Here is a 13282-nt window from a genome sequence, read left to right as displayed (position 1 = left end):
CCCTCTTACGCCACTGCCAGTTGCTTTTCGCCGATCAGCCCATGCTGATCCTGGCCAGTCACTTTTACATCCAAAATCTCGCCGGGTGCGCCTTCAACTTTGATCGGCACAAATTGTTCGGTGCGCCCCACATTATCGCGCTCGATCAACACGGATTTGGTGTCCCCAATCTGGCTGGCGCAGAACGCGTCGAACTGCTGCTCGCCCAAGGCCCGCAATTTCGCCGCCCGGTCCTTGGCCACTTTTTTTTCCACTTGCGGCATTTTCGCCGCCGGGGTGCCCGGACGTGGCGAATAGGGGAACACATGCAAATAAGTCAGATCACATTCTTTTACGATCGCCATGGAATTGGCGAACATCTCATCGGTTTCCGTGGGGAACCCGGCGATAATGTCGGCGCCAAACACCATATCCGGGCGCATCGCTTTTGCGTCATTTACAAATTGGATCGTATCCTCCCGCAAATGCCGCCGCTTCATGCGCTTCAAAATCATATTGTCGCCCGACTGAAGCGACAAATGCAGATGCGGCATCAAGCGATGTTCAGACTTGATCGCCTCCATCAACGCCCCATCCGCTTCAATGGAATCGATGGACGAAATGCGCAGGCGCGGCAATTGCGGCACATGTTTCAAAATCGCTTGGGTCAACGCGCCAAGGCTGGGATTGCCTGGCAAATCCGGGCCATAAGAAGTGATGTCCACCCCGGTCAGCACCACTTCGCCAATGCCATTGTCGGCCAGCTTTTTGATCTGATCGACCACCACGCCCATGGGCACCGAGCGCGAAGGCCCCCGGCCATAAGGAATGATGCAGAAGGTGCAGCGATGGTCACAACCATTTTGCACCTGCACAAAGGCGCGGGCGCGCCCGTCCATACCCTCGATCAAATGGCCTGCGGTTTCCTTGACGCTCATAATGTCATCGACAAGGATTTTCGAATTGCCGCCTATGCCGAACTTAAGACCCTCATAGGTCTCGCGCTTCATTTTCTCGCCATTGCCGACCACAAGGTCCACTTCGCCCATTTCGGCAAAGCTTTCCGCATCGGTTTGCGCCGCGCAGCCGGTCACCACAATTTTGACGTCCGGATTTTCCCGCCGCGCCTTGCGAATGGCCTGACGGGTCTGGCGCACAGCTTCCTGCGTCACCGCACAGCTATTGACGATGAGAATATTGTCGAGCCCCGCCGATCCGGCATGATCTTTCATCACTTCAGATTCAAAAGCGTTGAGCCGACACCCGAAGGTGAGGGTTTCAATACTCATGCAGCACTTTCCTCAAAAAGTTCGGCCGGTAATGTCCCCTCCCCGTCCAATTCATACGGGCCTGTCATGATAATATGATGGTCGCTCGCGCGCCATTCCAGTTGTAAATCACCACCGGGCAGACTGATCGTCACTTCGCGGTCAGTCAAATCCTTGCGCACCGCCGCCACAGCCACAGCACACGCTGCCGTGCCACAGGCTTGGGTCAACCCGGCCCCGCGCTCCCAAACACGGATTTTGATGTGATCCCGATCAAGCACCTGCGCCAATGAGATATTGGCCCGTTCTGGAAACATAGGGTGATGTTCAAGCATCGGCCCGAACCGTTCCAAATCATGCGCATCCAGGTCTTTCACCCAGAAAATCGCATGCGGATTGCCCACATTCACCACGCTCGGCGTGTGCAATACAGGCGCATCAATCGGCCCGATCTGCAATTCAATCCTAGTCGTGTCTTCAAATTCTTCGGCCAGCGGGATCTGATCCCACTCTAGACGCGGCGTGCCCATATCGACACTCACCACATCGCCGTTCAGCTCAGCATTTAAAAGGCCAGCATTAGTGTGGATGGTCACCGCTTTTTTGCCCAGCTCTTCCGCCACCAAATAGCCAACGCAGCGCGTGGCGTTGCCACAGGCATCCACCTCGCCGCCCTCAGCATTATAGATGCGCATAAACACATCCACGCCATCAAGCGGACTATATTCCAAAACGATCAGCTGATCACAGCCAATGCCCTGCTCCCGATCGGCAATCCAGCGCACTTGATCATGAGACAGCTTGAGCGGTTTCTGCCGTGCATCCAGCACCACAAAATCATTCCCCAAACCATTCATTTTCAAATATTGGACTGCATCAGTCATCGGTTTTACCCAACCCTTGATCAGGATTTGCATCAATTCACCGCCCTATATGGCGCAGATTGGGTTAAATTACTACCCTTAGCAGCGCGCAGAGATTGACTCTTTTGTCAGCTTGCCGTAAAGCAACACCCGATATTTACCGTGTCGAGTTGTGCTCGAGTCACTACCCAAAGCGAATTAAACGATTTTGGGGGTCAACATCCATCAGCGCGTTGCGCCCGTGGATGCTATTTTTGTTTGCAAAATTTGATTTTGCACAGCGAAAGACCCACTTTGGGAAGATCAAGCACAAGCGACATATAAAGAGGTGACCATGTTTCAAAGTCTGGGCGATCGGTTAAGCGGCATTTTTGATGGGCTGACACGGCGCGGCAATCTGTCTGAAAGCGACGTGAATGCAGCCCTGCGCGAAGTGCGCCGGGCCCTGATTGAAGCTGACGTGTCTTTGGAAGTGGTGCGCGGCTTTGTTGAACAAGTGCGCGACCGGGCTGTCGGCGCCGAAGTCACCAAATCGGTCACCCCGGGCCAGCAAGTGGTCAAAATCGTCAATGACGAATTGGTCGCCGTGTTGGGCAATGAGGCGGTGCCGCTTGATCTAAACGCCCCGGCTCCCGTCGCCATTATGATGGTCGGTTTGCAAGGTGCGGGTAAAACCACAGCCACAGGTAAGATCGCCAAGCGCCTCAAGGAAAAGCAAAACAAAAAGGTTTTGTTGGCCTCTCTCGATACACGCCGCCCCGCCGCGATGGAACAATTGCGGGTGTTGGGCGAGCAGATCGACGTGGATACGCTGGAGATCGTTCAGGGCCAAAACCCGGTTGAGATCGCCAAGCGGGCACAAAAGGAAGCCAAACTGGGCGGCTATGATGTGCTGTTTCTCGATACAGCGGGCCGCACCCACATTGATGAAGACTTGATGGCGGAAACCGCCGAAATTAAAGCGGCCACCAACCCACACGAAATTTTGCTCGTTGCTGACGCGCTGACAGGTCAAGACGCGGTAAACCTCGCCCGTTCATTTGATGAACGTGTGAGCGTAACCGGCATTATGCTGACCCGTATTGATGGTGATGGCCGCGGCGGTGCCGCCCTCTCCATGCGTGCGGTGACCGGCAAGCCGATCAAGTTTCTCGGCACAGGCGAAAAACTTGAAGATCTAGAGGATTTCTACCCATCCCGCGTCGCTGACCGGATTTTGGGCATGGGCGATATTGTGTCGCTGGTGGAAAAAGCCGCCGACACCGTGTCGCAAGAAGATGCGGCCAAAATGGCCAAGAAAATGAAGAAGGGGGTTTTCGATCTCGATGATTTGAAAAACCAACTGCTTCAGATGAAAAAAATGGGCGGCATAGGCGGCCTGATGGGCATGATGCCTGGCATGGGCAAAATGAAAAAGCAGCTTGATGGCGCAAACTTTGACGAAAAAGTTTTCGACCGCCAAGTGGCCATCATCCAGTCCATGACCAAAAAAGAACGCGCCACACCTGCCTTATTGAATGCCTCGCGCCGCAAGCGCATTGCCGCCGGCTCTGGCACCTCAGTACAAGACATCAATAAGCTGATCAAAATGCACCGCCAAATGGCCGACATGATGAAAAAAATGTCCAAAGGCAAAGGCGGTTTGGCCGGTATGCTTGGAGGCATGATGCCCGGCGGTATGGGCGGCATGCCCAATATCGACCCCTCAAAGCTGGACCCCAAAATGCTCGCCGAGATGGAAAAGCAAATGGGCGCAGGCGGCGATATGCCGGATTTGCAGCAATTGCAGGACCAGACAGGCGGCAAAAAGGAATTGCCCAAAAGCGTTGATGATCTGCTCAAAGGCGGCGCGGCACCGCGCTTCCCCGGCCTGCCCGGTCTTGGACCCAAAGGGGGCAAGAAATAGTGGTCACCGCCCCTCGCCTGGAAACAGAACGTCTGATTTTGCGCGGCTTTGAGCCGGCTGACTTTGAGGCGGTGGCTGAACTGATGGGCGATGGAGAGTGGTCAAAGTTCATCGGCGGACCGCTGAATCGCAACGATGCTTGGCGGTCATTTATGGTGCAGTTCGGACATTGGGAATATCACGGCTTTGGTATGTTCGCATTAGAAGAAAAGCAAAGCGGTGATTTCGTCGGTCTTGCTGGCAATTGGTATCCTGAAGGCTGGCCTGAGCCGGAAATGGGCTGGAGCCTGATGAAAAATGCCGCAGGCAAAGGCTATGCCACTGAAGCGGTGACCAAATTGCTGGACCACACCTTCAACACGCTGAAGTGGGACACGGCAATCAGCCTGATCGCGCCGGCCAATGTGCCGTCGCAAAAAGTGGCCGAACGGGTCGGCGCTTTTCACGAAAAGAATATCGAGTTCAAGGATGAAGATGTGCGGGTTTACCGCCATCCAAATCCAAACAAAACAGTCAACTAACGAAATTACCGCCCGAAAGCGGTTAAAAGCCAAATTAGGAGAAGTTCAATGGCCATTAAAATTCGTTTGTCACGCGGCGGTTCTAAAAAGCGCCCTTATTATCATGTTGTTGTTGCTGACGTTCGCGCACCGCGCGACGGCCGCTTTATTGAGCGTATCGGCTCATACAACCCTATGTTGCCAAAAGATTCAGAAGACCGCATCAAGCTGGACAAAGAGCGCGTTGAGCATTGGTTGAGCGTTGGCGCCCAGCCAACAGACCGTGTGCACCGCTTCTTGGACGCAGAAGGCTTGTTGAAGCGCGAAGCGCGCAACAACCCGAAAAAAGCCCTTCCAGGTAAAAAAGCGCAAGAGCGTTTGGAAGAAAAGCGTCAAGCTGAAGAAGATGCGAAGGCTGCTGCTGAAGCTGAAGCCGAAGCACCAGCAGAAGAAAACGCTGCAGAGTAAGTCTTCTGAACCTTTTCAGAAATTGACTGCATAAGGAATACGCCATGGGCAGTACAAAAAACGATAATCTGGTTCTTATGGGTCAGATCGGTGCTGCCCACGGCATCAAAGGCGAAGTGCGGATCAAGAGTTTTACTGAAAATCCACTTGATCTGGCCGCCTATTCGCCGCTGTTGACCAACAGGGCAAACCAAACCATCACCATCAAAAAAGCGCGTTTGCAAAAAAACATGCTTGTCGCGGTGCTTGAAGAATCCAAAAGCCGCAACGATGCTGAAGCGCTGAACGGCACCAAACTCTATGTGCCGCGCGAAAGCCTGCCGCAAACCGAAGATGAAGATGAGTTTTATTATACAGATTTGATCGGGCTAAAGGCCCGCACACCGGATGGCGAAGAACTTGGCTTGGTTGCTGCGGTGCAAAATTATGGCGCTGGCGACGTGCTGGAAATCCGCCCCGCCAAAGGCCCAACCGATCTTTATCCCTTCACCAAGCAAAGCGTGCCCACCATCAATTTGGCCGAAGGCTATTTGATCATTGTACCTGCTGTCGAAGTGATCGTGGACGATGATGAGGCGTTTGAGTGATGGCGTTTAAAGCCGACATCATCACGCTATTTCCTGACCTTTTCCCCGGCCCCTTGGGCGCATCAATTCTTGGCCGCGCCGCCGAAAAAGGCACATGGTCCCTAAAAGCCACGCAGTTGCGCGACTTTGCCACCGACAAGCACAAAAAGGTGGACGACACCCCCGCTGGTGGTGGCCCTGGTCTGGTGCTCAAGCCCGATATTCTGGCCAAAGCCATTGACCATATCTCCCCGGAAAACGATCCGCGCCCACGCATTCTGATGAGCGCTCGGGGCAAACCCTTTGATCAACAAATGGCCCGCGATTGGGCCGCTGGCCCCGGCGTGGTGATCATATGCGGTCGCTTTGAAGGCGTCGACCAACGGGTGATCGACAAGCGCAATCTCACCGAAGTTTCAGTGGGCGATTTCGTGCTGTGCGGTGGCGAAGTGGCGGCCATGACCATGCTGGAAGCCACCGTGCGCTTGCTCCCCGGCGTGATGGGATCTGCCGAAAGCGAAGCCGACGAAAGTTTCGAAAACGGCCTGCTGGAATATCCGCAATATACCCGCCCCGCAGAATTTGAAGGCGAACCGATCCCCGAAATCGTCACCTCCGGCGACCACAAAAAGGTCAACAAATGGCGACAAGAACAATCTGAGCAATTGACCAAACAAAACCGCCCGGATTTATGGGACAAATATAAAAAGACCTAAAGCCCCGCTTTTTGGCGCTTTTCGCCAGAAAACCCATAGACTCTGTCCGTTTTTTGCGCTATAGCCCGCCAGACTAATTTTGTCTTTAAACACCAAGACCGGTGTATTCGTCCCTTTTTCCGGCCCTCGGGCAATGAGAATTGCGGGACGCTCTGACTGGCATGAAAACAATCGGACGAAAAAATGAACATTATTCAGCAGCTCGAAAAAGAGCAGCGCGAAGAGCTTGAAGCAAAGCGCGCAATTCCAGATTTTTCTCACGGCGATACCGTAAAAGTATGGGTACGCGTACGTGAAGGCGACAAAGAACGTTTGCAGGCCTATGAAGGCGTTGTGATTGCCCGTTCAGGTTCAGGCCTTCATGAGAGCTTCACCGTTCGTAAGATTTCTTACGGCGAAGGCGTTGAGCGTGTATTCCCAATCTATTCACCGATCGTTGATAGCATCGAAGTGCTGCGTCGCGGTAAAGTCCGTCGCGCGAAGCTTTACTATTTGCGTGAGCGTCGCGGTAAATCTGCACGTATTTTCGAAGCAACAAATGCCCGCACAAAGCGCATTCAAGATGGTGAGCGTCAAGCTGCCGCTGATGCCCGCGCCCAACGCGAAGCAGATAAAGTTGCTGCAAAAGAAGCACAAGAAGCTGCTGCTAAGGCCGAAGCCGAAGCAAGCGCTGCAGAAGAAGAAGCCAAATCTGAATAGATTGATTTCTTTCTCTCTCCTTTTGAAAAACCCGGCCTTTGCGCCGGGTTTTTTGTTTTAGGGGGAAGAACGGCAACTTTGGGTGCCTACGCGGTTGCCTTGTCTCACGGCTATTCGATGCTGCGCATCGGCCTGCGATGTCGCGAAACCTAAAGGTTTCGGGGTCCTCGCTATGCTCGTCCACTCTTTTCCCTCACTTGCACAGCATTTGTAAGGGGCAACCATCGGCGGGGGTGCCGGGATAGTGAGCATAGCGAACGACGGCGGCGCGTAAAAAACAAGGGCGCCAGCAACGGGCACGTCGTGTCCAGTGCAACAACGGCGACGCCGATGCGGAAGCCTACGCAACACCCACCAGAGGCGCAAAAAAGGCGACCCGAAGGCCGCCTTTTCAATTCTCAGTTAACGTCAGCCTTAGCTCGTTTGCGCCAACAGTGACGCATTGCCGCCCGCGGCAGTGGTATCAATACACACCGCCCGCTCATGAACAAATCCGGCAATATCATTCGGGCTGGTGACGAAGGAGATGATCGGGCCATCCAACTGGGCAACGGCCCGGCGCAGCTGAGCGATGCCTTCACCCTGCCCCGCAAGCGCGATGCCATCAATAGCCAAGCCATCCAGCTTTTCAGGATCAACAGCACCTTCAATTAAACTGATCGGTGCGCCTGCGGCTTTCAGTCGGGCCAACTCGGATGGCAATGACGTGCCAACAACCACTAACCTGTTGCCCCACAACAAAGCGGCCTGCGACAGCTCAATCAAATCATTGCCGCCACCTACAGCCAAGATGCGGCCGCGTGGGGAATAGCTGATCCGGTTAAACTCACCGGTCGGGCCGGGCAGCTCTTTCGCCATTTGCGGCTCTGCCGCCCCCAAAATTTCGGCTCGATCATCACGATCAACCCACTCAATTGAGGAAATCTCCTCAAAAGCCGTTGCAATATCGATCGCGCCGATCTGCCCGGTTTGTTCAACCTTATGATCATGTTTGGCAACACGGAAGCGTGGCAAATAGTTTGCGCCGCCAGCCTTTGGTCCCGTGCCCGAAAGGCCTTCGCCACCAAATGGTTGCGAACCGACAATCGCCCCGATCTGGTTTCGGTTGACGTAGAAATTGCCGACCTTGATCCGCTTGCCAATTTCTTCAACCCGCGTGTCCATGCGGGTATGCAAACCAAAGGTCAGGCCAAATCCTTTCGCGTTCACCGCGTCAACAACCTTATTGATGTTCTTTGCCTTAAAGGTCGCCACATGCAGCACCGGACCGAAGATTTCGCGTTCCAGTTCTTCAATGCCGCTCACCTTAAAGATGTGCGGCTCCACGAAATGACCGTCCTTTGGGGCTTTGATCTTCTTCAATAAGCGGCCTTCACTGGTCAGCTTTGCGCAATAATCCGAAATCTCTTTTTGCGCCTCCGCATCAATCACCGGACCAATATCTGTGCTGATGTCCCAAGGCTCGCCAACCTGCATGGCCTCCAACCCGCCATAGAGCATTTCGAGCACATGGTCAGCTACATCTTCTTGCACATAGAGCATGCGCAACGCCGAACAGCGCTGACCCGCACTTTGGAAAGACGACGCCAGAATATCGCGAATGGCTTGCTCCGGCAGCGCCGTGCTATCAACGATCATAGCGTTCAACCCGCCGGTTTCCGCAATCACCATCGCGTCGCTGTCTGAGGTTTTGGCCAATTGCTTATCAATTAGCTTGGCCACTTCGGTCGACCCGGTAAAGCACACGCCGCCCAGATCGGGTTGCGAGGTCAATGCGGCACCAATATCGCCTGCCCCGGGCACCAAAATCAGGGCATCCTTCGGCACGCCAGCTTCGTGCAACAGCTCAACGGCGCGCGCACCCATCAAGGGGCTTTGCTCCGCCGGCTTGGCCACCACGCCATTGCCCGCCACCAATGCAGCGGCAACTTGACCCGTAAAGATGGCCAACGGGAAGTTCCAGGGTGAAATACAGGCGATCACGCCCCGTGCTTCATCCTGCTCGCCCAAGCGCTCGGCCTCATTGGCATAAAACCGCAAAAAGTCGACGGCTTCGCGCACTTCGGCAACACCGTCCAACAGGCTTTTACCAGCTTCACGCGATGCCAGGGCGAACAATTCAGCGGCATGCGCTTCATAAAGATCCGCTGCTTTGCGCAATGCGGCAGCACGGTCGGCCGGGGCTTTGCTGCCCCAGGCTTTTTGCCCTTTCGTCGCCAGCTTGATGGCCTTTTCAACCACTGAAGGTGTTGCGTTGGCAATTTCGCCCACTTGATCATCCGGCACAGCAGGGTTGATCAGCTTTTGAACCTTGCCCTTCGCGCCCAGCGCTTCATCCAGCGCAAACTTCCATTGATGTGGATGGGCAAATTTCGAACGCGCCGCATCCAACTCGGCATATTCAAGCGGATCGGTAATGTCCCAGCCCTTGGCGTTCAATCGCTTCTCACCAAACAAATCCTTCGGCATGGGGATTTTGTCATTGGCGATTTGGTCCAATTCCTGCACTTCAGAAATGGGGTCCGAAACAATCATGCTGGGCGGAATCTTTTTATCATAAACCTGATTCACAAAGCTGGAGTTGGCCCCATTTTCCAGCAACCGCCGCACCAAATAGGCCAGCAGATCACGGTGGGCGCCCACCGGCGCATAAATCCGGCAGCGGGTATCATTTTGGCTGCGCAATGATTCGTGCAAGCCTTCGCCCATGCCATGCAACCGCTGGAACTCAAAACCCTCGCGATCATTCCCAGCCATGTGCAACACGGCCGAGGCGCTATGGGCATTGTGCGTGGCGAACTGCGGATAAATTCGGTCGCGCATATCCAACAATTTGCGGGCGCAGGCCAAATAAGACACGTCCGTGTTCACCTTACGGGTAAACACCGGATAACCCTCAAGGCCCATAACCTGCGCACGCTTGATTTCTGTATCCCAATAGGCGCCTTTCACAAGCCGCACCATAATCTTACGGTCCAGCTTTTCTGCCAGCGCATAAAGCCAATCAATGGCATAAGAGGCGCGCGGCCCATAGGCCTGCACCACAACGCCAAAGCCTTCCCAGCCTTCCAGCGCCGGATCGGCCAACACTTTTTCAATGATCTCCAACGACAGATCGAGGCGATCAGCCTCCTCCGCGTCAATGTTCAAGCCCATTTGCGCGTTGGCCGCTGGTTTCACCAATTCAAGCACCCGTGCGACCATTTCATCCACCATGGTCTCGCGTTTGCCAAATTCATAACGCGGATGAAGCGCCGATAGTTTGATGGAAATACCTGGATTTTTCCGCACATCGCCGTGCACCGCATCTTTCACCAAACGTTGGATCGCATCCATATAGGCGGCGTGATAGCGCTGCGCATCTTTTTCGGTGCGCGCAGCTTCCCCAAGCATATCGAAGGAATATGTATATCCCTTGGCCATGGGTTTGGCGCCGTTTGAAAGGGCCTCTTCAATCGTGCGGCCCAACACAAATTGCGAGCCCATAATACGCATTGCCTGGCCCACCGCTGTGCGGATCACCGGCTCAGACATCCGCCGCCCCAGCAAACTCAATGGCTTGAGCACACTTGGTGCGCGCTTGTCATTCAACAATGTTTTGGTGACTACCAGCCCCAGCGTCGAGGCCTCAACCAACAGGCTTTCGGCGGCCCCCAAATGCTTTGACCAATCTTCGTCAACGATCTTATCTTTGATCAAATCATCAATGGTTGGGCCATCAGGCACCCGCAACATGGCTTCAGCCAAACACATCAGGGCAATGCCTTCATCGGTAGACAGGCCATACTCGGCCAAAAATGTCTCCATCAGCCCCTGTTGCGCTTCATCGCGCAATTGCTGCACCAGTCGCGCGGCTTCATCGCTGATTTTTTCCCGGTCAGCTGCGCTCAGCGCCGCCATGTCCACAAGGCGTTTTACCGCCTCGGCCTCATTGGGCATATGATTTGCCCGCATCGTCTCACGAATTTGGTCCAACATGTGACCTCCCAGAACCTTGCTTGTTTTGCCCAGTCTATCCGATACGTAAAAGATCATTGATCTATAGAGATAAATTATTCAGTACAAAAAACTATAAACATGATAGAAAGAGCTACTTTTAGCATGCATATCTCGCCAAGGCAGATCAAATGGACTCCATCGATCATAAAATCATCAACGCGCTGGCCAAAAATGCCCGTATGTCCATGGCCAATTTGGCCGACAAAATCGGCCTGTCAAAAACGCCAACGCAAATGCGCGTCAAAAAGCTAGAGCGAGACCGCATTATTTTAGGCTATCACACAAGGGTCAATCATGAAAAATTGGGCAACGGCCATATCGCCTTTGTGCAGGTAACCCTTTCGGACACCCGCGCCAAAGCGCTTGATAGTTTTAATGATGCCGTGCGAGCGACGCCGGAAATTGAACAATGCCACATGATTGCGGCCAGCTTCGATTATTTATTGAAAGTGCGTACCAAGGACATTTCAGCCTATAGGCGGATATTGGGGGAGGTCATTTCAGCCCTCCCCCATGTTGCACAAACCTCCACCTTTGTGGCGATGGAGACGGTGAAAGACATTTAGGCGGCACCCCACGTACCGGTTTAAATGACTTTACCGGTGCAACAATTCTAATAAGCCGTGGTGGGCCGATCGAAGACACGACGCCCAAAGCCGCTCTCGGTCAAATTGACCAACATGCGTGTGCTTTTTCCGCGCTCATCCAGATAAGGGTTGAGCTCCACGAGATCGAGTGAAGTCATCAAACCGCTGTCGCAAATCATCTCCATGGCCAAATGGGCTTCGCGATAGGTCGCGCCGCCCGGCACGGTGGTGCCGACGCCCGGTGCACAGGCCGGATCGAGGAAGTCCACATCCAAACTTACATGCAACATCGCATCATCGCGCTTCACCGCTTCAAGCACTGACCGGATCAGGCTGGCGACCCCCCTCTCGTCGATATGACGCATATCCATCACGTCGACACCGCGTTCGCGCAGCAATTCACCTTCTTTTTGGTCAATAGAACGCACACCAAACACATGAAAATGTCGCGGATCCACCGGATCAATCGGTTGCTCTAAAATGCCGTCAAATCCAGGCTCACCACAAAAGAAGGCCGCTGACATGCCGTGCATATTACCCGAATGCGAGGTATCCGGACGGTTGAAATCAGGGTGCGCATCGAGCCACAAGACATGCAATGTCTTGCCCATTGCCGCCGCATGGCGCGCCGCTGCGGTCACCGTCCCCATAGACAAGGAATGATCCCCGCCAAGGAATATCGGCAACATGCCTTTGGAAAAGGCATCAACGCCATTTTTATAAAGCGCCCGGGCAAACCCAGCCACTTCATTTTCATGGTGAGTTTGGCCACCAAGGCTCAAACTAACCTGTTCGGGCGTCACATCGCCCCAATCTTCGACAGCAAAGCCCAGATCACTAAGCGCGCCACCAATATTGGCGACCCGTAGGGCCGCTGGCCCCATAATGCAGCCAGACATGCCCGCGCCACCGTCAACTGGCGCCCCAATCAATGCAATTGAGCGTTTTGCCATACTATGATCCTAAAATTTTACCCTAGCTCTCGCCATTTTTCGGCGTTTTGCGCAGTATGCCGCCGCCGATGATCAACGAAAAGATAGATATATGTGCAAAATTGCGATAGGCTTTCGCAAATCGAAACCAATTAATGTGCATTTTGTTCAATGGATGAGCTCGACACCCGCCTAATTGCCCTTTTGCGCCATGACGCCCGCACCCCCGTGGCCAGTTTGGCCCAGACACTCAATGTGTCCCGCGCCACCATCAAGGCGCGCATAGATCGCTTAACGAAAAATGGCGTCATCAAAGGCTTCACCATCATCACCGGCTCGCCGCGCGATGACAAAAGCATTCACGCCATCACCTTGGTTGAAATTGAAGGCCGGTCCGCTGAAGCCGTGATCAAAACCATGCTCGGACTGCCGCAAGTGCGCACCTTGCACACGACAAACGGCAAATGGGACATCATTGCCCAACTGGAAACCGAAGATCTGATTGAGTTCGACGACGTGCTCCGCCGCATCCGCCTGATCGAAGGCGTTAGCCTCACCGAAACCAATATATTGCTCGCCCCGCGAAAATCTCGCCTCGACTAGAGCAGCCACGCGATTCACAAATGCGTCAAGGTTCGGCCCGCCGCCGCCAATAAGAAATTTTGCCCTTGAGCGTACGGCATTGACGGCAAGGCACCTTGTTAGTTACAAAAACAACTATTAACGCTTAACGCGATAAGCATATGGTTTCTCATACCATCCCTGCATGCTATTTATGGATGCACAAACGTGCGTCAGG

At 53.9% G+C, this 13282-nt stretch carries 12 protein-coding genes; 8 read left to right on the top strand and 4 right to left on the bottom strand.

Translation table 11 applies throughout. The annotated features are described in order from the left end of the window. Positions 1–5: 5 nt before the first annotated feature. Together mtaB and dapF are read right to left on the bottom strand one after the other, a co-directional pair. Entirely contained in the window at positions 6–1268 is a 1263-nt protein-coding gene (mtaB, locus tag G549_RS0115895; RefSeq protein WP_027835856.1) for a tRNA (N(6)-L-threonylcarbamoyladenosine(37)-C(2))-methylthiotransferase MtaB, read from the bottom strand. After that, positions 1265–2131, bottom strand: coding sequence for a diaminopimelate epimerase (gene dapF / locus G549_RS0115890; protein WP_027835855.1), 867 nt, complete (start codon positions 2129–2131; stop codon positions 1265–1267). The genes mtaB and dapF overlap by 4 nt, the downstream gene beginning before the upstream one ends. A 313-nt stretch (positions 2132–2444) precedes the next feature. Here dapF and ffh point away from each other — a divergent pair, with 313 nt between their 5' ends. The 6 genes from ffh to rplS all read left to right on the top strand — a co-directional run bounded on the left by ffh (position 2445) and on the right by rplS (position 6965). Next, positions 2445–4016, top strand: coding sequence for a signal recognition particle protein (gene ffh / locus G549_RS0115885; RefSeq protein WP_027835854.1), 1572 nt, complete (start codon positions 2445–2447; stop codon positions 4014–4016). Continuing rightward, positions 4016–4537 carry a GNAT family N-acetyltransferase gene (locus G549_RS0115880; protein WP_051213963.1) on the top strand — a complete coding sequence of 174 codons (522 nt, stop codon included), beginning with the start codon at positions 4016–4018 and terminating at the stop codon, positions 4535–4537. The genes ffh and G549_RS0115880 overlap by 1 nt, the downstream gene beginning before the upstream one ends. 48 nt (positions 4538–4585) lie before the next feature. Beyond that, positions 4586–4984, top strand: coding sequence for a 30S ribosomal protein S16 (gene rpsP, locus G549_RS0115875; RefSeq protein ID WP_027835852.1), 399 nt, complete (start codon positions 4586–4588; stop codon positions 4982–4984). 44 nt (positions 4985–5028) lie between these two features. Continuing rightward, the gene (gene rimM, locus G549_RS0115870) at positions 5029–5571 is read left to right on the top strand and encodes a ribosome maturation factor RimM (protein WP_027835851.1); all 543 of its coding nucleotides are present in this window, start codon (positions 5029–5031) and stop codon (positions 5569–5571) included. Beyond that, positions 5571–6266, top strand: coding sequence for a tRNA (guanosine(37)-N1)-methyltransferase TrmD (gene trmD / locus G549_RS0115865; RefSeq protein ID WP_027835850.1), 696 nt, complete (start codon positions 5571–5573; stop codon positions 6264–6266). Before rimM ends, trmD begins: the two co-directional genes overlap by 1 nt. Positions 6267–6449: 183 nt before the next feature. Further along, positions 6450–6965 (top strand): 50S ribosomal protein L19, encoded by a 516-nt coding sequence (gene rplS / locus G549_RS0115860; RefSeq protein ID WP_027835849.1) that lies wholly within the window; start codon positions 6450–6452, stop codon positions 6963–6965. A gap of 414 nt (positions 6966–7379) precedes the next feature. Here the strand turns inward: rplS and putA are convergent, their stop codons facing one another. Then, on the bottom strand, positions 7380–10943 hold the full coding sequence (gene putA / locus G549_RS0115855) for a bifunctional proline dehydrogenase/L-glutamate gamma-semialdehyde dehydrogenase PutA (protein WP_036223093.1): 3564 nt from the start codon (positions 10941–10943) through the stop codon (positions 7380–7382). 149 nt (positions 10944–11092) lie between these two features. Between putA and G549_RS0115850 the strand changes: the two genes are divergently transcribed. Continuing rightward, entirely contained in the window at positions 11093–11530 is a 438-nt protein-coding gene (locus G549_RS0115850) for an Lrp/AsnC family transcriptional regulator (RefSeq protein ID WP_027835847.1), read from the top strand. Between the two features lie 47 nt (positions 11531–11577). Here G549_RS0115850 and rocF read toward each other — a convergent pair whose 3' ends face one another. Then, complete coding sequence (gene rocF / locus G549_RS0115845) at positions 11578–12504, bottom strand: arginase (RefSeq protein ID WP_027835846.1); 927 nt, start codon at positions 12502–12504, stop codon at positions 11578–11580. A gap of 150 nt (positions 12505–12654) precedes the next feature. On the opposite strand from rocF, the gene G549_RS0115835 reads away from it, so the two are divergent. Continuing rightward, positions 12655–13086, top strand: coding sequence for an Lrp/AsnC family transcriptional regulator (locus tag G549_RS0115835; protein ID WP_027835845.1), 432 nt, complete (start codon positions 12655–12657; stop codon positions 13084–13086). Positions 13087–13282: the final 196 nt, after the last annotated feature.

Source organism: Maritalea myrionectae DSM 19524 (assembly GCF_000423365.1).
Lineage (GTDB): Bacteria > Pseudomonadota > Alphaproteobacteria > Rhizobiales > Devosiaceae > Maritalea > Maritalea myrionectae.
The sequence above is the reverse complement of the archived record's forward strand: the minus strand, read 5'-3'. Positions and strand labels throughout refer to the sequence as shown.